We start from the raw sequence: 22661 nt of genomic DNA on the forward strand, positions 1-22661 counted from the left end.
CGCCACCCAGCATGAACGACAGGGTCTGCTGCCGTTTCATCGCGAACCGCGAACGAAACGGCAACAGCCTCTTGTCTCCCTGGGAATGTCCTTATGCGTCTGTTTATCGTTCTACTGCTGTGCCTGGCCCTGGCCACCTGCAGCAGCCAGCCGCCCCACGTCCAGGTGATCACCCTGGCCAGCCCCGAGCTGACGCAAAGCCGCGGCTTCGAACTGATCGCCGCCGAACAGGCGGTCAACGGCCCGTTACCCTTCGCCAATCGCTACCGCCAGCTCGACCAGCTGCTGCGCGAAGGCCTTACCCAGCGCGGCTATCACGCCAGCCATGAGGCACAGATCCTGGTCTATTACTGGCTGGCCGTGCAGGACAGCCCCCTGGACTTCCACGTCGAAGCCGCCCCGCCGACACCGCTCGGCCCCTACCAGGCGCTCCATCGCCTGCGCGACAGCACCGGCACCCTGCGTATCCGCCTGACCACCCCAGAGCAGAAAACCCTCTGGGAAGGCCTGATCAGCACCGGCCTGAGCCCCGCCAAAGACAGCGCCGAACTGCTCGAGCGCGCCACCCAGGCGCTACTGCAGCAGATCCCCGAAGCGGCCATCTGACAGACAGTCCGCAGCCCGGATGCAATCCGGGGTCACGCTGAAAATCCCCAGAACTGCATCCAGGCTACCCCTCGTTAGCGGCCAGCCGCTATCCTCCCCACTTAGCGGAGGAACAATGATGCAGATTTACAAAGTGGGCGGCGCAGTACGTGATCGCCTGTTGGGCCGCGAGGTCAGCGAGATCGATTGGGTAGTGGTCGGTGGCAGCGCCGAGCAGATGCTGGGGCAGGGCTATCGCCCGGTGGGGGCGGACTTTCCGGTGTTTCTGCATCCACAAAGCGGCGAGGAATATGCACTGGCCCGCACCGAGCGCAAGAGCGGCCGCGGCTATGGCGGTTTCACCTTCTTCGCCAACCCGGAGGTGACCCTCGAAGAAGACCTGATCCGCCGCGACCTGACCGTCAACGCCATGGCTGAAGACGACCACGGCCAGTTGATCGACCCCTATGGCGGTCAGCGCGACCTGGCGGCCAAGGTGCTGCGCCATGTGTCCCCGGCCTTTGCCGAAGACCCGCTGCGGGTGCTGCGCGTCGCCCGCTTCGCTGCCCGTTACGCGCCACTGGGTTTCACCGTCGCGGCAGAAACCATGGCGCTGATGCGCGAACTGAGCGAGTCCGGCGAGTTAAGCGCATTGACGCCCGAACGCAGCTGGAAGGAAATCTCCCGCGCCCTGCTGGAGCCGCGCCCGGATGTATTTATCCAGGTGCTGCGCGACTGCGGCGCGCTCGCAGTTCTGCTGCCGGAAGTCGACACGCTGTTCGGCATTCCGCAGCCGGCCGCCCATCACCCGGAAATCGATACCGGCGTGCATGTGCTCAGCGTGCTGCGCCAGTGCGCCGAACACCAGCAACCGCTGACTGTACGCTGGGCCTGCTTGCTGCACGATGTCGGCAAGGGCCTGACGCCCGAGGCCGAGTGGCCGCGACATATAGCCCATGAGCACAAGGGCCTCAAGCTGATCCGCGCGATCAACCAGCGCTGCAAGGTGCCCAAGGATTGCCAGGAGCTGGCCCTGCAGGTCGGCGAATTCCATACCCACGGCCATCGCGCCCTGGAGCTGAAGGCCTCGACCCTGCTCCAACTGCTGCAAGGCTTCGACGTATTCCGCCGTCCGCAGCGCTTCGAGGAATTTATCGCCGCCTGCGAGATGGACGCCCGCGGCCGCCTGGGCCTGGAACAGCGCGACTACCCGCAAGCCGACTACCTGCGCGGAGCCATGCACGCGGCCCGCGCGGTGGCGGTGCAGCCGCTGCTGGAGCAGGGGTTCACAGGCCCAGAGTTGGGCGAAGCGCTAAAACTCGAACGCTTAAACGCGCTGAAGGCCTACAAAAAAGCAATGGAGGGTAGAGTGGACATGGCGCAGCCTTGTCCACCATCCACAGGCTAATCGGTGGACAAGCCGCGCCGCGGCATGTCCACCCTACGCCTGTGGCTGGAAGGCCTGGATCAGTTCGGCAGGCGTCAACTCGGCGTCACGCCATTGGAACGCCACCGGCTGCAACTGCTGCTCGATCTGCGCCGTCTGCCACAGATCGGCGAAACTGCGCTGCTCGCCCGGGTGCAAACGCGCCGGCACCAATAGCGAAAGCGGCCAGAGCACGAAGGCGTTCTTGAGGATTTCAGCCCGAGGCAGGATCAGGCCATCGAAGTTGCCGACCAGATCGCCATACAGCAGCACGTCGATATCCAGCGGTAAACCTTTGCGCTCCGGCGCATAGCGGCCATTGTCGGCTTCGATAAACTTCAATCGACGGTCCAGCTCACCCAGCGGCAAGTCGCTGTAACCAGCAACTACCAGATTGAAGAACGGCCCGCTCTTGATACCCACCGCCTGGCTTTCGAACACCGGCGAGCAGCGCATCTCACTGAGCAGGCCGGCGAGCGCTTCGAGGCCAGCACGCAGGTGCACTTCGCGCTCGACATTGCTGCCCAGGCCCAACAGAACTGGCGTTAGCGACATCCGCGCTCGATCTCCACACCGACCCCACCGCTGGCTGCCGGCACCGCGCCGGGCTTGGTCAGCTTGATCCGCAGCCAGGGAATCTGGAACTCCGCCATCAGCAGCTCGGCCAGGCGCTCGGCGAAGGTTTCCACCAGAATAAACTGCGCCTCACTGGCAAAGGCCTGCACCCGCGTGGCCACGGCCGCATAGTCCAGCGCCTTGTCCAGCTCATCGCCGGCCGCTGCCGGGCGATTGTCCCAACCCAGGTACAGGTCCAGGCGCAAACACTGGCGAATGGTGCGCTCCCAGTCGTAGGCACCAATCACCGTATCGACTTCCAGCCCCTCGATAAAAACTGTGTCCAAGCACGCTCTCCGCGGCACGACAATACTGGCGCACCTAGTTAGAATCGGGGCTCCCTTGCCCCGGAATGGATACCATGTTTTGGCTGTTGGCGCTCCTCGCCTACCTGCTCGGCTCGTTGTCCTTCGCCATACTGCTCAGCCGCCTGGCCGGCGGACCGGACCCGCGCGCCAGTGGTTCGGGCAACCCGGGTGCCACCAATATGTTGCGGCTGGCGGGCAAACGCGCAGCCCTGCTGACCCTGCTCGGCGATCTGCTCAAGGGCCTGCTGCCCGTGCTGATCGCCGCCCTGCTCGGCTTCGACCTGCAACAGCAGGCCTGGATAGGTCTGGCAGCCATCATCGGCCACCTCTACCCGGTGTACTTTCGCTTCCGCGGCGGCAAGGGTGTCGCCACCGCCGCAGGCATGCTGCTGGGACTCTACCCGCCCGCTGCGCTGCTGGCCATCTGCGCCTGGCTGCTGACCTTCTCCATGACGCGCACTAGCTCGCTGGCGGCGCTAATAGCTACGCCCCTGACCCTGCCCCTGCTGGCCTGGCAACAACCCGCGGCACTGGTACCGGTCAGCGTACTCACTGGCCTGATCGTCTGGCGGCACCGGAGCAACTTACGCGATCTGTTCGCCGGCCGTGAGCGGCATTTTTAAATAGCCAGGCTGAGCCAGGCTCATGCTAAAGCGCCGGCAACTGCTCCATCGGCCAACGCGCCTGCACCTTGATGCTCAGGTCCTCATGCTGCCCGGCCAGCAGCCGCTGGCAGCCGGCATAGGCGATCATCGCGCCATTGTCGGTGCAGAAGGCCGGGCGGGCATAGAACACCTCCCCCTTCAGTTCGCCGAGCATGCTTTCCAGCGACAGGCGCAGCGCCTTGTTGGCGCTCACGCCGCCAGCGATCACCAGGTTGCGCAAACCGGTTTGCTTGAGGGCGCGCTTGCACTTGATGGTCAGGGTGTCGACCACCGCCTGCTGAAAGGCCAGGGCGACATCGCAACGGGTCTGCTCGCCCTCGTCACCCGCGGCGCGGCACTGCTGCCAGGTATTCAAGGTAAAGGTCTTGAGGCCGCTGAAGCTGAACTCCAGCCCCGGCCGGTCGGTCATCGGCCGGGGGAACTTGAAGCGCCCCGGCGTGCCGTTTTCCGCCAGCCGCGCGATTTCCGGGCCGCCCGGATACTGCAGGCCCATCAGCTTGGCGGTCTTGTCGAATGCCTCGCCTGCAGCGTCGTCCAGGGACTCGCCGAGCAGTTGGTACTGGCCGATACCATCGACGCGCACCAGCTGGGTATGGCCACCAGAGACCAACAAAGCGACGAACGGAAACGCCGGCGGATTTTCTTCCAGCATGGGGGCCAGCAGGTGGCCTTCCATATGGTGTACACCCAGGGCCGGAATGTCCCAGGCAAAGGCCAGGGCCTGGGCACAGGACGCCCCCACCAGCAGCGCGCCAACCAGACCGGGACCGGCGGTATAGGCAATCGCATCGATATCGGATTTGCTCTTGCCGGCCTCGCTCAACACCTGGCGGATCAACGGCAGCATGCGTTTGACGTGGTCACGCGAGGCCAGCTCGGGCACCACGCCGCCGTACACCCGGTGCAGATCGATCTGGCTAAACAGGGCATCGGCCAGCAGGCCGCGCTCGCTGTCGTAGAGCGCGACACCGGTCTCGTCGCAGGAGGTTTCCAATCCCAGTACCAGCATGGGCAACGCCTTGATTTCGAGGGGCTAAACAGCAGAAGGCGCGCATAATAATAGGCCCCGAGGCGAGCCGACCAGCGCTTTTCGATCAGAGGCTTTGCATTCCGCGCGATGAGACGGTAACATCCGCAACCCTTAAAAACCTACGTTCTCCAGCGCCATCTGCCCGGAGTAACGTTACCCCCGGTAATAAAGAAGGTAAGCCCTGGATGCCAGCCGTCAAAGTTAAAGAGAACGAACCCTTCGACGTAGCTCTGCGTCGTTTCAAGCGCTCCTGCGAAAAAGCCGGTGTTCTGGCTGAAGTTCGCAGCCGTGAATTCTACGAAAAGCCGACTTCCGAGCGTAAGCGCAAAGCAGCAGCCGCTGTTAAGCGTCACGCCAAGAAAGTACAGCGCGAACAGCGCCGCAGCGTTCGCCTGTACTAATTCAGTACAAGCAACGCCCGACATCCGGCCTCGGCCGGGTTTCGCTTTAAGACTCCGCGCCACCTTCGGGTGACGATCGGAGTCTTTTAGTTTCCGCCCATACCTGTCGCGCACACCTGCATGGCAGTACCCTGAGCACCTATGGCCGGCCTGATCCCACAGTCTTTTATCGATGATCTGCTCAACCGCACCGATATCGTCGACGTGGTCAGTTCGCGCATCCAGCTGAAAAAGGCTGGCAAGAACTACACCGCCTGCTGCCCCTTCCATAAAGAAAAGACCCCCTCGTTCAGCGTCAGCCCGGACAAACAGTTCTATTACTGTTTTGGCTGCGGGGCCGGCGGCAACGCCCTGGGTTTTGTCATGGACCACGACCAACTGGATTTTCCCCAGGCAATCGAGGACCTGGCCAAGCGCGCCGGCATGGAAGTGCCGCGCGAGGAAGGCGGACGCAACAACAAGCCGCGCCAACCCACAGATTCGCCGCTTTACCCACTGCTGACCGCCGCCGCCGAATTCTACAAGCAGGCCCTGAAGAGCCACCCGCAGCGCAAGGCCGCCATCGACTACCTCAAGGGCCGCGGCCTGTCCGGCGAGATCGCCCGCGACTTCGGCATGGGCTTCGCCCCGCCCGGCTGGGACAACCTGCACAAGCACCTGGCCAGCGACAGCCTGCAACAGAAGGCCATGATCGACGCCGGTCTGCTGGTGGAAAACGCCGAAACCGGCAAGCGCTACGACCGCTTCCGCGACCGCATCATGTTCCCCATCCGTGACAGCCGCGGCCGGGTGATTGCCTTTGGCGGCCGGGTGCTCGGTGACGAGAAGCCAAAATACCTGAACTCCCCGGAAACCCCGGTATTCCACAAGGGCCAGGAACTCTACGGCCTGTTCGAAGCCCGCAAGCACAACCGCGACCTCGACGAGATCATGGTGGTCGAAGGCTATATGGACGTCATCGCCCTCGCCCAACAAGGCCTGCGCAACGCCGTCGCCACCCTCGGCACCGCCACCAGCGAAGAACACCTCAAGCGCCTGTTTCGCGTGGTACCCAGCGTATTGTTCTGCTTCGATGGCGACGCCGCCGGTCGCAACGCTGCCTGGCGCGCCCTGGAGGCGACCCTATCGAGCTTGCAGGACGGTCGCCGCGCGCGCTTTCTGTTTCTGCCCGACGGCGAAGACCCGGACACCCTGGTACGCAGCGAAGGCACCGACGCCTTCCGCGCCCGCATCAACCAGCACGCGCAGCCACTGGCTGACTACTTCTTCCAGCAACTCTGTGAAGAAGCCGACCCACGCTCTCTGGAAGGCAAGGCGCACCTGATGACCCTGGCCGCGCCGCTGATCGACAAGATCCCCGGCAACAACCTGCGCGCCCTGATGCGCCAGCGCCTCAGCGAAATCACCGGCCTGGCCGGCGAAGCTCCCAGCCAGGCCGCGCCAGCCAGCCGCAGCAGCAGCGCCCCGGCAAGCAGCGCGCCATCCGCGCCCAGCCATTACCCGGACTATTCAGATATCCCCGACAGCGCTTACTACGATGTCGAGCCGAGCCGCAACGAATACGAAAACCCCAGCCCCGCGCCGCAATTCGAACACAACAGCGGAAAAGGCAAAGGCAACTGGAAGAAAGAAGGCGGCAAGTGGAACAAGAAGGGCCAGGGCGAGTTCGCCCCGCGCGCGCCACGCACCGCTGTCAGCGTCGAATCGCCACATCTGAGCGCCCTGCGCACCCTTTTGCACCATCCGCAACTGGCGCAGAAGGTCGAAGATGTCAGCCACTTCGCCGCCGAAGACGACACCTACGCCCAGCTGCTGGTCGCCCTGCTTGGTGCCCTGCAGAAAAACCCCAACCTGCGCTCACTGCAACTGATCGCACGCTGGCATGGCACCGAACAGGGCCGTCTACTACGCGCCCTGGCGGAAAAGGAGTGGCTGATTTCGGCCGACAACCTTGAACAACAGTTTTTCGACACTATAACTAGTCTAGTAGCCCGCCAACGCGAGCGCAGTTTGGAACATTTGCTGCGCAAAGCCCGTCAAAGTGAGTTAAGCGCAGAAGAGAAAGATCAGCTGCGCAGCTTGCTGAGCCGTAATGCATCACCGGTAATCCCGAGTCCAACTGGCGCTTAGGGGTGTTACTCGGGTATAATCCGCGGCTTGTTTTTTGCCCGCCAAGACCTTCAGTGGATAGGGTGTTATGTCCGGAAAAGCGCAACAGCAGTCTCGTATCAAAGAGTTGATCACCCTGGGTCGTGAGCAGAAGTATCTGACTTACGCAGAGGTCAACGACCACCTGCCGGAAGATATTTCTGATCCGGAGCAGGTGGAAGACATCATCCGCATGATCAACGACATGGGGATCCCCGTACACGAGAGTGCTCCGGATGCGGACGCCCTTATGTTGGCCGACGCCGATACCGACGAGGCAGCCGCTGAAGAAGCCGCTGCAGCGCTGGCAGCGGTGGAGACCGATATCGGCCGCACGACGGACCCAGTGCGCATGTATATGCGTGAAATGGGCACCGTGGAATTGCTGACCCGCGAAGGCGAGATCGAAATCGCCAAACGCATAGAGGAAGGCATTCGTGAGGTTATGGGCGCTATCGCTCATTTCCCCGGCACGGTCGACAGCATTCTCGGCGAATACACCCGTGTGACCACCGAAGGTGGCCGCCTGGTTGAAGTGCTCAGTGGCTATATCGATCCGGATGACGGCATCGTACCTGCCGAAGCCGCCGCCCCCGTCCCTGCAAAGGACGGCGACGCCGCTGACGACAAGGACGATGAAGAAGACGGTGACGACAGCGACGACGAGGAAGAGGAAGGCGACGGCGGTCCGGATCCTGAAGAGGCCCTGCGCCGCTTCACCGCGATTGGCGACGCGCTCGACCTGGCCAAGAAAGCCCTCAAAAAGCACGGCCGTAACAGCAAGCAAGGCATTGCCGCGCTGAAAGAAATGGCCGAGCTGTTTATGCCGATCAAGCTGGTGCCCAAGCAGTACGAAGCCCTGGTGGTGCGCGTACGTGGGTCCCTTGAGCGTCTGCGTGCCCAGGAACGCGCCATTATGCAGCTCTGCGTGCGTGATGCACGTATGCCACGTGCCGATTTCCTGCGCCTGTTCCCGGGCAATGAAATCGATGTCGAGTGGTCTGTTGGCCTGGCCAAAGGCAAGGCCAAGTACGCCGAAGCCATCGGCACCCTGCAAGGCGACATCCAGCGCTGCCAGCAGAAGCTGTCTGCCCTGGAAGCCGAGTGCGAGCTGACCCTGGCTGAAATCAAGGACATCAACCGTCGCATGTCGATCGGTGAGGCCAAGGCCCGCCGCGCGAAGAAAGAGATGGTTGAAGCCAACCTGCGTCTGGTGATCTCGATCGCCAAGAAGTACACCAACCGCGGCCTGCAGTTCCTCGACCTGATTCAGGAAGGCAACATCGGCCTGATGAAGGCGGTGGACAAGTTCGAATACCGTCGCGGCTACAAGTTCTCGACCTATGCCACCTGGTGGATTCGTCAGGCGATTACTCGCTCCATCGCCGACCAGGCGCGCACCATCCGTATTCCGGTGCACATGATCGAGACGATCAACAAGCTCAACCGCATTTCCCGGCAGATGTTGCAGGAAATGGGTCGCGAACCGACCCCGGAAGAGCTGGGTGAGCGCATGGAGATGCCCGAGGACAAGATCCGCAAGGTATTGAAGATCGCCAAAGAGCCGATCTCCATGGAAACCCCGATCGGCGACGACGAAGATTCGCACCTGGGCGACTTCATCGAGGACTCCACCATGCAATCGCCGATCGACGTGGCGACCGTGGAAAGCCTCAAGGAAGCCACCCGCGAAGTACTCTCCGGCCTCACCGCAAGGGAAGCCAAGGTACTGCGCATGCGCTTCGGCATCGACATGAATACCGACCACACCCTCGAGGAAGTCGGTAAGCAGTTCGATGTCACCCGCGAGCGGATTCGTCAGATCGAAGCCAAGGCGCTGCGCAAGCTGCGCCACCCGACGAGAAGCGAGCACCTACGCTCCTTCCTCGACGAGTAACACACAAAACCCCCGGCCCTACCGGGGGTTTTGCGTTATGGCGACGCTACCAAGCCCCATTTGCCGGTCTACACTGCTGCATATCGTCCCTGAAAACGAGCACGCCCATGCAGCGCGTTGCGGCCACCCTCTTGTTGTGTCTGGCTCTATGGGCTGCGCCCGCCGTCGGCCTTGAACTGAGTGCCGAAGAACAGGCCTGGCTCGCGGCCAACCCCGAGCTGCGCCTGGGCGTCGACGGGGCCTGGCCACCCTTCGAGTTTCGGGATGAGCAAGGCCGCTACCTGGGCCTCTCCGCCGACTATGTACGGCTGATCGAACAGCGCCTGCAGATCAAACTGCAGCCCACCCCACCCAGCAGCTGGAGCGAGGTGATCAATCAGGCCAAGGCCGGGCAACTGGATATTCTGCCTGGGGTGATGTCGACCCCCGAGCGCCAGGAATACCTGACCTTTACCCGCCCCTACCTCGACTTCCCCATCGTCATTCTGACCCATGAAAAAGGTCCGCAACCGCGCAATCTGAAGGACCTCGACGGCCTCAAGATAGCCGTTGTGCAGGACTACGCGCCCCATGAACTGCTGCGCCATCTGCACCCGCATCTCCAGCTCTGGCCGCGCCCCAGCGTCGCCGCCGCCCTCCAGGCCCTGGCCACCGGCGAGGCCGACGCCATGGTCGGCGACCTCGCTTCAAGCGCCTGGAACCTGCGCCAGCTCAAGCTCGAAGGCCTGTATATCAATGGCGAAACGCCCTACCGCTACCAGTTGGCCATGGCAGTGCCCAAGGAGCAGGCGATACTCGCCGGCATACTCGACAAAGTCTTCGCCGAACTCACCCCGGAGCAGATGAGCGCCATTCAGGAGCACTGGGTCGGCGACCTGGTCGACCGCCGCCCCATCTGGCGCAGCCTGCTGCTGTTTGGCCTGCCCGGCCTGCTCGTCGCCCTGCTGATCATCGCCAGCATCCTGCGCATCAACCGTCGCCTGCGCAGCGAGATGCACAACCGCATCATCCTCGAAGCCGAACTGCGTAGCAGCGAGCAGCACTACCGCGGCCTGGTCGAAGGCCTCAGTGCGGTGACCTGGGAGATGCGCCAGCGCGATTTCTGCTTCACCTATGTCGCCCCCCAGGCCGCCAAGCTGCTCGGCTACCCGCTGCAGGACTGGTTGCAGCCAGACTTTCTGCAACGCGTACTGCACCCGGATGATGCCGCGCAGACCCTGGCCTACTGCCTCGAACAGACGCTGGCCGGGCGCGACCACAGCATGGACTACCGCATGTTCGCCGCCGACGGGCGCGTAGTCTGGATACGCGATATCGTCACCCTGCCCACCGTACAGCTGCCGGGTCAGGAGCCCATTCTGCGCGGGCTGATGATCGACATCACCGAAGCGAAACAGACCGAGCAGGCCCTGGCCCTCTCCGAACAGAAGTTCGCCTCGGTCTTCCACAACTGCCCCGACATCATTGCCCTGATCAATATCGACAGTGGCCTGCTGGTCACGGTCAACCACACCTTCGAGCAACAGTTCGGCTTCAGCGCGACCGAGGCCATCGGCCATACCAGCACGGAGCTGGGCCTGTGGACAGAGCCCGGCATCGGCCCGCGCATCCTGCAGAAACTTCGCGAAGGCAGGGTACACAACATCGAAACGCCGTTTCGTCGCCGTGACGGCAGCCAGTTTATCGGTCTGATCTCGGCCCAGAAGATCGCCATCGAAAACACCACCAACCTGGTGGTAGTGGTACGCGACATCAGCGAGCTGAAAGACACCCAGCAGCGCCTGCAGCTCTCCGAAACCAAGTTCGCCAAGGCCTTCCATGCCTCCCCCGACGGCCTGCTGATTACCCGCCTGAGCGACGGCATGATGCTGGACGTTAACGAAGGCTTTACCCGCATCACCGGTTACAGCGCCGCCGAGCAATCGACCGTCAAGCTCGGCATCTGGGCCAACCCCGAAGACCGCGAACGGATGGTCGCCGAGGTCCGCGAAAAGGGTTTTATTCGCGAGTTCTGCGCCCCCATTCGCACCAAGGACGGCACACTGCGCACCTGCGAAATGTCGGTACAGCCGATACCGGTCGAAGGCGAAACCTGCATGCTGAGTATCGCCCGCGACATTACCGAGCGGGTGATGATGCAGGAACGCCTGCAACAGGCCGCCACCGTCTTCGAAAGCACGGCCGAAGGCGTAATGATCACCAACCTCAATCAGCGCATCACCGCGGTCAACCGCGCCTTCACCCAGATCACCGGCTACAGCGAAGCCGAAGCCCTCGGCCGCTCGCCCCGCCTGCTCGCCTCGGGCAACCACGACAGCGCGTTTTATGCCGCCATGTGGCACAACCTCAGCGCCTCTGGGCACTGGCAGGGCGAGATCTGGAACAAGCGCAAGAATGGCGAGCTCTACCCCGAATGGCTGACCATCAGCGCGGTGCGCGACGCGCACAACAACATCAGCCACTTTGTCGGCGTGTTCGCCGATATCAGCTCACTCAAGCACGCCCAGGCCCGCCTCGACCACCAGGCCCACCACGACCCCTTGACCGGCCTGCCCAACCGCATGTTGTTCGAGGCCCGGCTGCGCAGCGCCCTCGAAGACGCGCAAAGCGAAAAGCACCTTGGGGCCATCCTGTTTATCGACCTCGACCGCTTCAAACACATCAACGACAGCCTCGGCCACCCGGTCGGCGACCAACTGCTCAAGAGCATCGCCGAACGCCTGAAAGCCCACCTGCGTGATATCGACACCGTGGCCCGCCTGGGCGGCGACGAATTCATCATCCTGCTGCCTGGGCTGCAACACCTGAGCGACGCCGAGCGGGTCGCGCACAAGCTTCTCGAATGCTTCAACCAGCCCTTCGAAGTGGACGAACAGGAGCTGTTTATCAGCGCCAGCATCGGCATCAGCCGCTACCCGGACGACGGCGACGACGTCGCCACCCTGGTAAAAAATGCCGATGCCGCGATGTACCGCTCCAAGGCTCGCGGGCGCAACCGGGTGGAAATCTATACCCGCGACCTGACCTTCCAGGCCACCGAACGCATGGCCCTGGAACGCGAACTGCGCCGCGCCCTGGAGCGCGACGAACTGCAGCTCTACTACCAACCCAAACTCAGCCTGCTCAACAACCGCCTGGTCGGTGCCGAAGCCCTGCTGCGCTGGCACCACCCGCTGTTCGGCGAAATACCGCCGGACCGCTTTATTCCCCTGGCCGAAGAAACCGGCCTGATCATCAGCCTCGGCGACTGGGTCCTGCAGCAGGCCTGCCAGCAGATGCAACACTGGCAGCGCCAGCACGCCCCCTTCGGCCCAGTCTCGGTCAACCTCACCGGCATCCAGCTGCGCCAGCCCAACCTGCTCGCACGCATCTCCAGCCTGCTTGCGGAAAACGCCCTGACACCCGCCCTGCTGCAACTGGAAATCACCGAAAGCTTCATCATGAACCAGGCCGAAGAGGCCCTGAAACTGCTCCACCAGCTGAAGAACCTCGGCGTGCAGCTAGCCATCGACGACTTCGGCACCGGCTACTCCTCGCTCAGCTACCTCAAGCGCCTGCCGGTCGACACCCTGAAAATCGACCAGTCCTTCGTCCGCGGCCTGCCCAACGACCCCAACGACGTCGCCATCGCCCGCGCCATCATCGCCCTGGGCCGCAGCATGCAACTCACCGTGATCGCCGAAGGGGTGGAAACCAAAGCCCAGGAACTGTTCCTCGCCGCCGAAGGTTGCGAACAGATTCAAGGCTTCGTGATCAGCCGCGCCATCCCCGCCGATGCCTTCGCGCAAAACTTCCTCGAACCGCGCCGTTCGGTTGGCGCTGCCGAGAAGGCCCCGGTATAATCCGCCGGCTTCTGGGGCCCATAGCTCAGTTGGTTAGAGCAGAGGACTCATAATCCTTTGGTCCACGGTTCGAGTCCGTGTGGGCCCACCAAACAAATCAACGACTTAAGCCCACCACACTGGTGGGCTTTTTCGTATCTGGCCGTTTTAGTCCCCGTTTTAGTCCCCACTTCTGTAAGGGCGCAATTCCTGGGCATCCACCTGCACGCTTTCTGGCATAGCGTTGCAGGGGGCGCAGCAAGCTAGTTTTGCGGAAAACTTGGTACGAGCCAGGCAGGGGCGGTCAAAATATATTTTTGGCCCTGAGGGAAAGACAGCTGAAAAGGGGCACTGTCTCGACACTATTTAGAGTGAGGCAACATCGCCTCGCCTATTGAGTGCCCTCTTATGCCGATTGATCCCACGCTTTTAAATGCCCTGCTGCATACCATCGCAATGCTGGGCTGGTTCTGGGGCTGGATTCGCCACCCGCTCCTGATGTTTTCGGGCCTCGTGCTGTATTTCCGTTACCTGATATAACCCCCCAGCAAATCCAGCGGTCGCACTGGCCGCTGGTATGAGCGAGCATTCACAGGCGCTAACCTAGTTTCCCGAGACCGCACCGGGGAGCCACCCTAGGAGCCCGTACCGGGTCACAAGCCAGCCCCGCTCAACGTTTCGTCTGTTTCGTTTATTGCGCTTTCGTTTGTTTCGATTAATATAGAATTGTAAATCCAAGCAATGCACGAACGGAGTGAAACCATGAACGTGTCCGAACTCGCTGGCTTCCCCGAGGCTCGCGAGGTTGCTGCCGCGGTACAGGGGCAACGCGATCTCGCGGCTTTCCTGTCGACCACAACAGATACTCAGCGGATCGACATCTACGATGCCAAGAACCGGGCCCATCAAGTAGAGCTGCCCACCAGCGCGCTCCGCCTACTGGTGGACATCCTTGGTGAATTGGCCCTGGGCAACTCGGTTCGAGTGGTTCCCGTCCACGCGGAGCTGACCACCCAAGAAGCAGCAGATCTGCTGAACGTATCTCGACCTCACCTGGTGAAGCTGCTGGAAGAAGGCGCGTTGCCACATCACAAAACGGGTCGCCATCGCCGGGTGCTTTTCTCCGCCCTGATGGAATACAAACAGCAGCGCGATGCAGCGAGCCACAAAGCCATGGACGAACTGGTCAACCTCTCCGAAGAGCTCGGGATGGGTTACTGATGCGGCATTCGCCTTTCACTGCAGTCTATGACGCCTGTGTACTTTACCCTGCTCCCCTTCGCGACCTGCTGATACGGCTGGCCGGGAAGGGGCTCTACAGAGCGAAGTGGACGGCGCAGATCGATGAAGAGTGGAAGCGAAACCTGCTGAAGAACCGCCAGGATCTGACACGCGAACAGCTCGATCGCGTTTCTCGCCTCATGGAGGCGGCCGTGCCTGACTCAATAGTCACCGGCCATGAAAGGCTGTGTGCTGGACTGGTTTTACCCGATTCTGACGATACCCATGTACTCGCCGCCGCGATCCGCAGCAACGCCGAGGTGATCGTAACCTTCAACCTGAAGGACTTCCCCCCGGCGGCGCTCGCCGCATTCGATGTTGAAGCTCAGCACCCAGACGAGTTCATCATGGATCTCTGGGACCTCGACCAGGCTGCAGTGCTGGCCGCCGCGACAGAGATGCGTCGGGCTCTGACCCGCTCCCCGTACACACCCGAAGAGTTTATTGAGTGCATCTTCAAGCAAGGGCTGCCGCAAACGGCAAACGCCCTGCGTGGATACATCATTCTTCTCTGAACAATAAGCCCAATCAGCAAATCACCCGCTCCAACCTTTTCTCCTGGGGAATGGCTGGGCACCTGGTAACCCGTGGCTATCGGCTAGAGCAGTTACTCCGCAACATCTTTGGTGGCCAGGTGTTCACCCGAATGCCATAACGCACAAGTATATGCACGTGAGATTTAGATCATTCGCCATCGGCGCGCTGGTGATGATGTTGTCCGGCTGTGAAGCGCTAATGTTTGCCAGCGCCCTTGTCGGCTGTGCCGCCAAATCAGAGCCGACATTGATGCCATTGGAACTTCCAATGGCCAAAGTGGGCGCGCCGTACCGCGCTCGAGTTGATGTAATCTGTGCAAGCTCCCCGGTCAGCCAGCTGCTGGTAGCTCCAGCTCTCCCCCTGCCTGAAGGCTTAGCGTTTAGCCATGAAGCAAGAGACAAGCATGGCGTCATTCAAGGCACCCCGACCAAGGCTGGCACCTATGACGTACGGGTGTACGGGAACACCTTCGGCACCCAATGCACGGGGCAAAATGTGGAAAGGCTTTATAAATTCGAAGTGAAGCAATAGCGGCCAACGCCTCTGGGCACCAACACTCCGCCGGGCCTGATTAGACACAGCGCCGTCCAATATCAGACCGTAGCCAAGGTTTCCAAAGCCACCGCGCCCCGTCATCTCGGCGACCTTATGGAAAAGGCTGCATCACCCGCCTACCGGGTGGCGGTCGTAGCACCCGCTACCAAATCTGCTACGCAACCAGCGCTCCAGGCAGCTAGGCTGGTCTGAAAGGCGACGCAGCAAACGATACACTGGAGTTGCGGCGCTGAGCCCTCAGGGGCTGACAAGGACAGTGGCTGGAGAGCTCGGGATGGCGAATCTATATGCCGACAAGCAGTGGGCAGCATTCAGAGAGCAGGTGATAGAACTGGATGGTGGCGTCTGCGTTGAATGTGGTCGTGGGCGGCCGGATGGCGTCGTCCTGCAAGTTCACCACAAGCACTACATCAGCGGGCGAAAGCCTTGGCAGTATGACCCCAGTGATTGTGAAACGCTCTGCCGAGGCTGCCATGCACGCGAGCATGGGGAGATACGGCCTGACTCTGGGTGGGAATACATTGGCGAGGATGATCTGGGCGACCTCGCAGGGAATTGCGAGCTGTGCGGTACCGCGATCCGCTATGTCCACTACGTACTGCATAGGCACTGGGAACAGATGGGTGTTGGCACTAACTGCTGTGATGCGCTAACCGGCACGCGGGAGGCTACCGAGACCAGACGACGCCTAGGTCGGTTCAGACGGTTCCTTGCCTCTTCCAAATGGAAGCGCAAACACGACTGCCACACGATAAAACACCGAGGTTTTAGGTTGGCCGTGGTTATCGAGCCGACGGGCTGCAGGCTCGTTGTTGATCATGTACAAGGGCAAAACCGCTACGAAAGCGTTTTGCATGCAAAGGAATTCGTATTCGACTTCATTGATAGCGGAAAAGCAGCCGAATACGCCAAACGGCGACGGCTCAAAAGCTAACCCCCGCCCAACTGCGCCTTTATGTATTTACCCCTGCCGGCCCAACCTGTAGCACGGCCGCTCACTGAGTGCGGGTTATTCGCCATACGGTATTTGATAAGTCATCGGCGACGATCAGGGCACCGCGTGGGTCTACGGTTACGCCGACAGGTCGGCCGCGGGTTTTGCCTTCGTCAGTGCGAAAGCCCGTGGCAAAGTCGACCGGCGGCCCTGAAGGGCGTCCGTTGCTGAAGGGTACGAAGATCACCTTGTAGCCAACCGGGTCCTTACGGTTCCAGCTCCCGTGCTCGCCGATAAACACGCCTTCGCTGAATTTCTCGCCCATGGCGGGTATGGAGAAATCCAGGCCGAGGGCGGCGACGTGGGCACCCAGGGCGTAGTCCGGGGTGATCGCGGCCGCGACTTTTTCCGGGTCCTGCGGGCGCACGCGCGGGTCAAGGTTTTTGCCCCAATAGCTGTAGGGCCAGCCGTAAAAACCGCCTTCGCGTACCGAGGTCAGGTAATCAGGCACCAGGTCTTTACCTAACTCGTCCCGTTCGTTGACCACGACCCATAACTGCCCGGTCTGCGGCTCAATCGCCAACGCCGTGGGGTTGCGCAGGCCGGTGGCATAGGGTTTGTAGGCACCTGTCTCAGCGTTGATCTGCCAGACCAGGGCCCGGTCGACCTCGGCGTCCATGCCGCGCTCGGTGATATTGCTGTTCGAACCAATACCGACATACAGAAAACGGCCATCGGGGCTGATGGTCAGTGCCTTGGTCCAGTGATGGTTGATCTCGGAAGGAAGGTCGGCGACCTTGGTCGGCGGGCCGCTGGCCTTGGTCTGGCCCTCCTGATAATCGAAACGGACCAGCGCATCCTGATTGGCCACGAACAGCTCACCCTCGAAAAAGGCCAACCCGTAAGGCGCGTTGAGGTTATCGGCGAACACGGTCTGCACCTCGTAACTGCCATCGCCATCAGCGTCTCGCAGCAATGTCAGGCGGTCGCCACCCTCAACTGTGGTGTTGCCCTGCGCTTTGATATAGCCGGCGATCACATCCTTCGGCGTGAGCTTCGCGGCATTGCCTCCCCGGCCTTCCGCCACCAGGATGTCCCCGTTGGGCAGGACGAGGGTTTGCCGCGGGATCCTCAGGTCAGTGGCGATTGCCGTGATGGTGAAGTTTTCAGGCACCGTCGGCACCTGATCGCCCCATGGCTGCGGCTCGGCAATTTCCATGTTTGGCAGCATCCTCCGCTCAGGTTCAGGGAGCGTGGGAGTGGGACCGTAGAGCTGGGCGATATCCTGCGGTTCGCCACTGCATGCGCTGAGGAACAACGCCGTCGTCAGCGTAAAGAGTGGGCTGAAGCGGTTCATTGGGTATCTCCTGTACGCAGATTAGTGAGGCCGATCCACGTCGCCGCGCAGGCCAGCAAGGTGACGACCGCCGACAGCACCAGGCCTGCAGGCATCGTTGCCCACGCGTCCTTGGCATGTTCGAGTGCATTGATAAAACCCAATACCCAGGTCGCCAGCAGGAGCAGGACGTAAACCAGTGGCCGCCCGGACCGAGGGTGGGCACGCAGCAGATTGACGAGGGCGAACAGAAGCGCCAAACCGCAAAAGACCAAGCCACCGGCAATTAACCAGGACGCGAAATTGCTCCACTGAATCTGATAGCTGCGAAAGTAGGCGATATCACTCAGCAGGGTACCGAGAAACAACGGGACGGTCCCGGCAAGCAGTGTCGCGTGCAGCGGGTTCGGCCTGCATCGGTAGGCAGGGTGCGTGGTTGCGCTCACGGTTGTTCCTCATCACTGGCGACCCTGGCCCTGTGCTCGGCGCAGCTGCGCTGACCCGCCAGGTTCGCGTTGGCTGTGTATAAAGGTGAACGTGGCGCTGGCGTATAGTTCAGGTTCGCGGGCAGACGGTACGCCGGCAACTGCTCGCCTGGCCGCGGCCCAAAGCGCCTGGGCCCCATTGATAGTTCAATCGCCCCGTCCCAAACGCGCCTTTATACCTCTACCCCTACCGGCACAACCTATAGCTCAAGAGCCACAAAACATATCTATTCAGCGAAACTTGTAGCCCGCAAGCCACAAAAAACCTTATCTGTTGCTTGTGCAACTGTAGCCTGAAGGCTACAGTTTTCTCCGCACCCGCTATTTTTGATGCCCGAGGGCTACAAATGACCTCTCTCTATGATGTCTCCGAAATGCTGAAGCAGGCGCGCGGTGACGCGAAGCTAAGCCAGGAAGCATTGGCCAGCCGCGCTGGCGTATCACGCTCCACGGTGGCGCGCATGGAAACAGTGGCCAAGGGTGATATGAGCGTTTCAGCGCTTGTTCGCCTGCTGGAGGCGGCAGGCTATGACCTGAAACTGGTCAAGGTCGGTCACGAACGCACGGTTGAGGACATCCTAAACGAGCAACGTTCCGGGAGAGGCTGAGCATGATTCTCGACGTCCACGTCAGCTCAAGGCTTGTGGCCAAGCTCTACCGGGAGCGCGATGAGTACGTGCTGAAATATCTTCCCGGCACCGCCTTGGCAGACTTTGTCAGCCTGGCGATGCCGGTTCGCGAAGAAGCATGGCGCTGGCCCCGGGATCTGTTCCCGTTTTTCCGGCAGAACCTGCCCGAGGGCTATTTGCTGGGCGTTGTTCGCGAGGAGTTCGGCCCACTCCTCGATGGCACCGATTTATCCTTGCTGGCCTTGGTGGGAGGCAACGGCATCGGCAGAGTCTCGGTCACGCCGGAGGGCGTCCAGCCCGGCATCGAGATGGCCCCACTGGAGATAAGCCATCTGCTCAAGGCGGAAAACAGCACCGAACGCTTCGCCAAACTGGTGCGGCAATACGCTCAGGTGGCGGTATCGGGCGTCGTGCCAAAGTTTATTGCCACAGATTCTGCCCACAATCGAGAGCCCCTGGGTAAGCCGACCCTGCGCACCGGCTTTCATATCATCAAAGGCTCCGATGACAGCACGCCCTTTCTGGGTTTCAACGAGTTCTACAGCATGCGCGTGTTGGCGCGATTGAATGTCGTACCGGTCGCAACATGCCGCATGTCTGAGGATGGCAAGGTTTTGGTGGTGGATCGCTTCGATGTCGACGCACAAGGCGTCCCACGCTGCGGAGTAGAGGATGCCTGTGGGCTGCTGGGCTTACCCCCGCACGAAAAATACGCCCCCACCACCGAGCGGGTGTGGAATGCCACGCGGGCCTATATCCCCGCTGAACGCCTCCACGCCCAACGTGAGCACCTGGGCTGGCAGCTGCTGACCAACTACGTGATACGCAATGCAGATTGCCATGCAAAAAACATCGCGCTGTTTTACACCTCCCGAGCGGACGTCGCCTTTACCCCGATCTATGACCTGGTGACCACCCAGGCCTACCCGCGCTTTGCCGATAACCCACCCGGCCTGTCCATAAGCGGCAGACAAACCTGGACGCCAGGCCGCTCGCTGGAAACCTTTTTCAAAGCGGTGCTGAGCATCCCACCGCGCCAGTACGCCGCCATGGTCGAGCAACTTTGCGAATCCGCCGTAGAGGTCGGTAAAGAAGTTATCGAAGCCGCGAAAAACCAGCCCGCCTGGCGCGATGTGGCCAAACAGATGGTGCATGCCTGGAACGAGGGCATGGAAACATTACGCAGCCCCAAAACCGCCCCGCACTTTCGTGGCCTGGATAGCGCCATTGCAGACGCTGGCTTCTCCGGGCCGCGCAAGCCAGAGCGCAGCCGCGAAGTGATTGGCCGCTCTGAACTCCTGGCAAAAAAGCACTGAAACCCATAACGCAGGCCACGCTGATCAAGCCCACCCGAGATCAGCAATCTGGCTGGATTAGATAGCGAGCCGAATAGCCAGCGCTATCGGCTCACGCAATGAGCCGAATAAACAAGCTCATCCTCCGCCCTGTCATCGACACCCTGGCCTAGCTGCTTCCCGCCATGCTGCTCGGCCTGCTCAAGCCGCCTTGGCCAAGGGCCTGACGGGGTTAGTCACGAAAGTGCGGCCCGGGCCCTTCATCGGCCAGGTCGTCGCCCGGGTTGCGTAGCGGACAGGCTTGGAGCGACAAGCAGCCGCAGCCTATGCACCCGTCGAGCTGATCGCGCAGCTGGGTCAGTGCATGAATACGCTCGTCGAGTGACTGCTTCCAGCTTCGTGAAAGGCGTCGCCAATCCCGCACCCCTGGAGTGCGCTCAGCAGGCAGCGCCTGCAGCGCCTCGGCAATGTCGGCCAAGGGCACCCCCACCTTCTGTGCCACCTTGATTACCGCAAGCCGCCGCAGTATGGAGCGCGGATAGCGGCGCTGATTGCCCGCACTGCGAAATGCCTTGATCAACCCTCTGGATTCATAGAAATGCAAGGTGGATACCGTCAGACCACTGCGCAGCGCAACCTCGCCAACACCCAGGCTAGGGTCTTTGAGTGTGGCGGAATCCGGCCCCCTGACACGCTGCATATTGACCTCCGAGAAAGCGCTTGACCTCAAGTTAAGTTGAGATATTAAAGTTCTCGCGGCTTTCTCACAACGATCAAGGAGTGACTCATGCAGCGGCACCAAGCCATCGTTAATCAACTGACCATGCTAAACCCTGCCGGGCTCTATGACCCCGCCGCTAACGGCTATTCACATGTAGTAATGACACCCGGGCAGGGTTGTTTGGTGTTTATTTCAGGACAGGGAGGCGAAGATGCCAACGGTGTTCTGGCGGCTGAATTTGAGGTTCAGCTGCGGCAATCACTGGCTAATCTTGTTACCGCGCTGGCGGCGGCTGAAGCCGGGTTGCAAGACATCGCACGGCTGACCATTCTGGTTGTGGACCACAGCGAGCAGCGCCTGGCGCTGATCAGCCAAACCATCAATGAAGCCTGGGCAGGCCGGCCGACACCCGCCTGTACCCTGATACCTGTGCCCCGTCTGGCGCTGGACGGCATGCTTATCGAGATCGACGCCGTCGCAAGTCTTGCCGCGCGAGGGGCGACGCTGACATGACGCAGCCCCGCAGCGAAACCATCAGGGCGAGCGCCGCCGATCACTACCTATCCACCGGGATACTGTTAATGATGGCCGCAGCCACCGGGCTGTGTGCCGGAGCAAACTACTTCAACCAGCCACTGCTGAGTTCCATTGCCTCGGCCCTCGGCGTCAGCGAGGGGATGGCCGCGCTGACCGTAACCCTCTCGCAAGTGGCCTACGCCGTCGGCCTGCTGTTCTTAGTGCCGCTGGGCGACAAGCTGGAACAGCGAGGGCTTGCCGTCGGCCTTATGCTAACCGCCGCCCTGGGCCTGCTCATCAGTGGCTACGCGCAGAACTTCAGCATGCTGCTGGTCGGCACCCTGATCACCGGCTTCTTTTCGGTCGCCGCCCAGATTCTGGTGCCCATGGCCGCAAACCTTTCCGATCCGGCGCGCAGTGGCCGAGCAGTCGGGCTGGTCATGAGTGGGCTGCTGGCCGGCATTCTGCTGGCGCGCACAGCGGCAGGTCTGCTCTCGGAGGTGGATGGCTGGAGCACCGTATATCGCCTTACCGCCGTGCTTATGTTGCTGCTGTCCGGAGCGCTCTGGATGGTATTGCCGCGCGCGCGTAACGCTCACCCGGCCAGCTATGCGGACACCCTGCGCTCGCTGGCGCAGTTGCTCGTCGCCCATCCCCGCCTGCGCAGCCGGGCGGCGCTTGGCGGCCTGGTATTTGGCTCGGTCAGCGTGCTGTTTTCGACCATGGCACTGCTGCTGTCGGGGCCGGGTTATGGCTTTAGCGACAGCCAGATAGGCCTGGTCGGCCTGCTCGGTATTGCCGGTGTGATAACCGCCAATCTGGCAGGCCGCCTGACCGATAGAGGTCGGGGACAGATCGTCAGTTCCGCTGCCCTGGGTCTGCTGCTGCTCGGCTGGCTTGGGCTTTATCTGGGTGGCAGCACTCTGTACGGGTTCCTGCTGGCATTGCTGCTAATGGATATAGCCCTGCCGGCGGTACACATCAGCAATCAGAGTGTCATCTACCAACTGGCTCCGCAGGCCCGAGCACGGGTCAACGCTGTGTACATGACCGCTTATTTCACCGGTGCCGCCAGCGGTTCGGCATTGGGCGCACTGGCCTGGAGTCATGGCGGCTGGGGCGCTACCTGCGCAGTAGGTGCAGTGCTCGGAATGCTGGCGTGGCTGGTGCTGTGGCATGACCAGCACCTAGTGCGGCACCAGCCCGCCGACTGAATGCATGGCTGCCTAAAGAGAACAGCGGCCATCATCAAGGCCACGCGGCACCAGCAACCTCGCGGGGAAAAGACAGCGCGCCGAATCGCCAGGACTATCAGCTCACGCAACGAGCCGCCAAGCCCGCTAATCGGCTCACAGACAAGCAACCGCCATAAACAAGGCTATATACCCGTTAACTGTTGCACGACTGTCCGGCGTACGCCGATTAGTCCCCTCGCCCTCCGGGAGAGGGTTAGGGGCGCCCGGCTAGGGTGAGGGG

Annotated in this window: 22 protein-coding genes, 1 tRNA gene and 1 pseudogene; 18 read left to right on the forward strand and 6 right to left on the reverse strand. The window is 61.6% G+C overall.

The genetic code is table 11. The features are described from left to right. The first annotated feature begins 93 nt into the window (after window positions 1-93). Together VMP31_RS01540 and VMP31_RS01545 are read left to right on the forward strand one after the other, a co-directional pair. Window positions 94-606 carry a hypothetical protein gene (locus tag VMP31_RS01540; RefSeq protein WP_325503368.1) on the forward strand — a complete coding sequence of 171 codons (513 nt, stop codon included), beginning with the start codon at window positions 94-96 and terminating at the stop codon, window positions 604-606. A 118-nt stretch (window positions 607-724) separates the two neighbouring features. After that, a complete protein-coding gene (locus VMP31_RS01545; RefSeq protein WP_325503370.1) occupies window positions 725-1993 on the forward strand; it encodes a multifunctional CCA addition/repair protein in 1269 nt (422 codons plus the stop codon). A gap of 33 nt (window positions 1994-2026) precedes the next feature. On the opposite strand, the gene folK is transcribed toward VMP31_RS01545, so the two are convergent. Both folK and folB read right to left on the reverse strand, forming a co-directional pair. Beyond that, a complete protein-coding gene (gene folK / locus VMP31_RS01550) occupies window positions 2027-2566 on the reverse strand; it encodes a 2-amino-4-hydroxy-6-hydroxymethyldihydropteridine diphosphokinase (protein WP_325503372.1) in 540 nt (179 codons plus the stop codon). After that, window positions 2557-2913 (reverse strand): dihydroneopterin aldolase, encoded by a 357-nt coding sequence (folB, locus tag VMP31_RS01555; protein WP_325503374.1) that lies wholly within the window; start codon window positions 2911-2913, stop codon window positions 2557-2559. Before folB ends, folK begins: the two co-directional genes overlap by 10 nt. A gap of 74 nt (window positions 2914-2987) precedes the next feature. Between folB and plsY the strand changes: the two genes are divergently transcribed. Further along, window positions 2988-3557, forward strand: a complete 570-nt coding sequence (plsY, locus tag VMP31_RS01560) for a glycerol-3-phosphate 1-O-acyltransferase PlsY (RefSeq protein ID WP_325503376.1) — start codon at window positions 2988-2990, stop codon at window positions 3555-3557. Between the two features lie 25 nt (window positions 3558-3582). On the opposite strand, the gene tsaD is transcribed toward plsY, so the two are convergent. Then, window positions 3583-4608 (reverse strand): tRNA (adenosine(37)-N6)-threonylcarbamoyltransferase complex transferase subunit TsaD, encoded by a 1026-nt coding sequence (gene tsaD, locus VMP31_RS01565; RefSeq protein ID WP_325503378.1) that lies wholly within the window; start codon window positions 4606-4608, stop codon window positions 3583-3585. 206 nt (window positions 4609-4814) lie between these two features. Here tsaD and rpsU point away from each other — a divergent pair, with 206 nt between their 5' ends. The 11 genes and pseudogenes from rpsU to VMP31_RS01620 all read left to right on the forward strand — a co-directional run bounded on the left by rpsU (window position 4815) and on the right by VMP31_RS01620 (window position 16203). Continuing rightward, window positions 4815-5030 (forward strand): 30S ribosomal protein S21, encoded by a 216-nt coding sequence (gene rpsU / locus VMP31_RS01570; RefSeq protein ID WP_003296736.1) that lies wholly within the window; start codon window positions 4815-4817, stop codon window positions 5028-5030. Window positions 5031-5171: 141 nt separating this feature from the next. After that, entirely contained in the window at window positions 5172-7160 is a 1989-nt protein-coding gene (gene dnaG / locus VMP31_RS01575; RefSeq protein ID WP_325503380.1) for a DNA primase, read from the forward strand. Between the two features lie 67 nt (window positions 7161-7227). Further along, a complete protein-coding gene (gene rpoD / locus VMP31_RS01580; RefSeq protein ID WP_325503382.1) occupies window positions 7228-9075 on the forward strand; it encodes an RNA polymerase sigma factor RpoD in 1848 nt (615 codons plus the stop codon). A gap of 107 nt (window positions 9076-9182) precedes the next feature. After that, the gene (locus tag VMP31_RS01585; protein WP_325503384.1) at window positions 9183-12917 is read left to right on the forward strand and encodes an EAL domain-containing protein; all 3735 of its coding nucleotides are present in this window, start codon (window positions 9183-9185) and stop codon (window positions 12915-12917) included. Window positions 12918-12931: 14 nt separating this feature from the next. Further along, a tRNA-Ile gene (locus VMP31_RS01590) sits at window positions 12932-13008 on the forward strand. A gap of 296 nt (window positions 13009-13304) precedes the next feature. Further along, window positions 13305-13436, forward strand: a complete 132-nt coding sequence (locus VMP31_RS01595) for a hypothetical protein (RefSeq protein WP_325503386.1) — start codon at window positions 13305-13307, stop codon at window positions 13434-13436. A gap of 222 nt (window positions 13437-13658) precedes the next feature. Then, window positions 13659-14117 carry a helix-turn-helix domain-containing protein gene (locus VMP31_RS01600; RefSeq protein WP_325503388.1) on the forward strand — a complete coding sequence of 153 codons (459 nt, stop codon included), beginning with the start codon at window positions 13659-13661 and terminating at the stop codon, window positions 14115-14117. Further along, on the forward strand, window positions 14117-14692 hold the full coding sequence (locus tag VMP31_RS01605; protein ID WP_325503390.1) for a PIN domain-containing protein: 576 nt from the start codon (window positions 14117-14119) through the stop codon (window positions 14690-14692). The genes VMP31_RS01600 and VMP31_RS01605 overlap by 1 nt, the downstream gene beginning before the upstream one ends. Before the next feature lie 151 nt (window positions 14693-14843). After that, window positions 14844-15245 (forward strand): putative Ig domain-containing protein, encoded by a 402-nt coding sequence (locus VMP31_RS01610; RefSeq protein ID WP_325503392.1) that lies wholly within the window; start codon window positions 14844-14846, stop codon window positions 15243-15245. Between the two features lie 48 nt (window positions 15246-15293). Beyond that, window positions 15294-15451 (forward strand): annotated as a pseudogene (locus VMP31_RS01615) (DUF4172 domain-containing protein); the annotation flags it as partial. A gap of 92 nt (window positions 15452-15543) precedes the next feature. Next, on the forward strand, window positions 15544-16203 hold the full coding sequence (locus tag VMP31_RS01620) for an HNH endonuclease (RefSeq protein WP_325503394.1): 660 nt from the start codon (window positions 15544-15546) through the stop codon (window positions 16201-16203). Between the two features lie 61 nt (window positions 16204-16264). Here VMP31_RS01620 and VMP31_RS01625 read toward each other — a convergent pair whose 3' ends face one another. After that, window positions 16265-17560 (reverse strand): sorbosone dehydrogenase family protein, encoded by a 1296-nt coding sequence (locus VMP31_RS01625; RefSeq protein ID WP_325503396.1) that lies wholly within the window; start codon window positions 17558-17560, stop codon window positions 16265-16267. Then, the gene (locus VMP31_RS01630) at window positions 17557-17985 is read right to left on the reverse strand and encodes a DUF2231 domain-containing protein (RefSeq protein WP_325503398.1); all 429 of its coding nucleotides are present in this window, start codon (window positions 17983-17985) and stop codon (window positions 17557-17559) included. Before VMP31_RS01630 ends, VMP31_RS01625 begins: the two co-directional genes overlap by 4 nt. 386 nt (window positions 17986-18371) lie before the next feature. On the opposite strand from VMP31_RS01630, the gene VMP31_RS01635 reads away from it, so the two are divergent. After that, window positions 18372-18632 carry a helix-turn-helix transcriptional regulator gene (locus tag VMP31_RS01635; RefSeq protein ID WP_325503400.1) on the forward strand — a complete coding sequence of 87 codons (261 nt, stop codon included), beginning with the start codon at window positions 18372-18374 and terminating at the stop codon, window positions 18630-18632. A gap of 2 nt (window positions 18633-18634) precedes the next feature. Further along, the gene (locus tag VMP31_RS01640) at window positions 18635-19969 is read left to right on the forward strand and encodes a type II toxin-antitoxin system HipA family toxin (RefSeq protein WP_325503402.1); all 1335 of its coding nucleotides are present in this window, start codon (window positions 18635-18637) and stop codon (window positions 19967-19969) included. Window positions 19970-20180: 211 nt separating this feature from the next. Here VMP31_RS01640 and soxR read toward each other — a convergent pair whose 3' ends face one another. Beyond that, entirely contained in the window at window positions 20181-20648 is a 468-nt protein-coding gene (soxR, locus tag VMP31_RS01645; RefSeq protein WP_325503404.1) for a redox-sensitive transcriptional activator SoxR, read from the reverse strand. Window positions 20649-20735: 87 nt separating this feature from the next. Between soxR and VMP31_RS01650 the strand changes: the two genes are divergently transcribed. After that, window positions 20736-21182, forward strand: coding sequence for a RidA family protein (locus VMP31_RS01650; RefSeq protein WP_325503406.1), 447 nt, complete (start codon window positions 20736-20738; stop codon window positions 21180-21182). Continuing rightward, the gene (locus tag VMP31_RS01655; protein ID WP_325503408.1) at window positions 21179-22399 is read left to right on the forward strand and encodes an MFS transporter; all 1221 of its coding nucleotides are present in this window, start codon (window positions 21179-21181) and stop codon (window positions 22397-22399) included. The genes VMP31_RS01650 and VMP31_RS01655 overlap by 4 nt, the downstream gene beginning before the upstream one ends. Window positions 22400-22661 lie beyond the last annotated feature (262 nt).

Origin of the sequence: Pseudomonas sp., from assembly GCF_035512415.1 — a bacterium.
Classification (GTDB): Bacteria; Pseudomonadota; Gammaproteobacteria; order Pseudomonadales; family Pseudomonadaceae; genus Aquipseudomonas.

What these genes read in the sequence shown, in the direction of transcription:
- VMP31_RS01540 (WP_325503368.1), top strand. Translation starts at nt 94, where the DNA reads ATGCGTCTGTTTATCGTTCTACTGCTGTGCCTGGCCCTGGCCACCTGC.
- VMP31_RS01545 (WP_325503370.1), top strand. Translation starts at nt 725, where the DNA reads ATGCAGATTTACAAAGTGGGCGGCGCAGTACGTGATCGCCTGTTGGGC.
- folK (WP_325503372.1), bottom strand. Translation starts at nt 2,566, where the DNA reads ATGTCGCTAACGCCAGTTCTGTTGGGCCTGGGCAGCAATGTCGAGCGC.
- plsY (WP_325503376.1), top strand. Translation starts at nt 2,988, where the DNA reads ATGTTTTGGCTGTTGGCGCTCCTCGCCTACCTGCTCGGCTCGTTGTCC.
- tsaD (WP_325503378.1), bottom strand. Translation starts at nt 4,608, where the DNA reads ATGCTGGTACTGGGATTGGAAACCTCCTGCGACGAGACCGGTGTCGCG.
- rpsU (WP_003296736.1), top strand. Translation starts at nt 4,815, where the DNA reads ATGCCAGCCGTCAAAGTTAAAGAGAACGAACCCTTCGACGTAGCTCTG.
- dnaG (WP_325503380.1), top strand. Translation starts at nt 5,172, where the DNA reads ATGGCCGGCCTGATCCCACAGTCTTTTATCGATGATCTGCTCAACCGC.
- rpoD (WP_325503382.1), top strand. Translation starts at nt 7,228, where the DNA reads ATGTCCGGAAAAGCGCAACAGCAGTCTCGTATCAAAGAGTTGATCACC.
- VMP31_RS01585 (WP_325503384.1), top strand. Translation starts at nt 9,183, where the DNA reads ATGCAGCGCGTTGCGGCCACCCTCTTGTTGTGTCTGGCTCTATGGGCT.
- VMP31_RS01595 (WP_325503386.1), top strand. Translation starts at nt 13,305, where the DNA reads ATGCCGATTGATCCCACGCTTTTAAATGCCCTGCTGCATACCATCGCA.
- VMP31_RS01600 (WP_325503388.1), top strand. Translation starts at nt 13,659, where the DNA reads ATGAACGTGTCCGAACTCGCTGGCTTCCCCGAGGCTCGCGAGGTTGCT.
- VMP31_RS01605 (WP_325503390.1), top strand. Translation starts at nt 14,117, where the DNA reads ATGCGGCATTCGCCTTTCACTGCAGTCTATGACGCCTGTGTACTTTAC.
- VMP31_RS01610 (WP_325503392.1), top strand. Translation starts at nt 14,844, where the DNA reads ATGCACGTGAGATTTAGATCATTCGCCATCGGCGCGCTGGTGATGATG.
- VMP31_RS01620 (WP_325503394.1), top strand. Translation starts at nt 15,544, where the DNA reads ATGGCGAATCTATATGCCGACAAGCAGTGGGCAGCATTCAGAGAGCAG.
- VMP31_RS01625 (WP_325503396.1), bottom strand. Translation starts at nt 17,560, where the DNA reads ATGAACCGCTTCAGCCCACTCTTTACGCTGACGACGGCGTTGTTCCTC.
- VMP31_RS01635 (WP_325503400.1), top strand. Translation starts at nt 18,372, where the DNA reads ATGACCTCTCTCTATGATGTCTCCGAAATGCTGAAGCAGGCGCGCGGT.
- VMP31_RS01640 (WP_325503402.1), top strand. Translation starts at nt 18,635, where the DNA reads ATGATTCTCGACGTCCACGTCAGCTCAAGGCTTGTGGCCAAGCTCTAC.
- soxR (WP_325503404.1), bottom strand. Translation starts at nt 20,648, where the DNA reads ATGCAGCGTGTCAGGGGGCCGGATTCCGCCACACTCAAAGACCCTAGC.
- VMP31_RS01650 (WP_325503406.1), top strand. Translation starts at nt 20,736, where the DNA reads ATGCAGCGGCACCAAGCCATCGTTAATCAACTGACCATGCTAAACCCT.
- VMP31_RS01655 (WP_325503408.1), top strand. Translation starts at nt 21,179, where the DNA reads ATGACGCAGCCCCGCAGCGAAACCATCAGGGCGAGCGCCGCCGATCAC.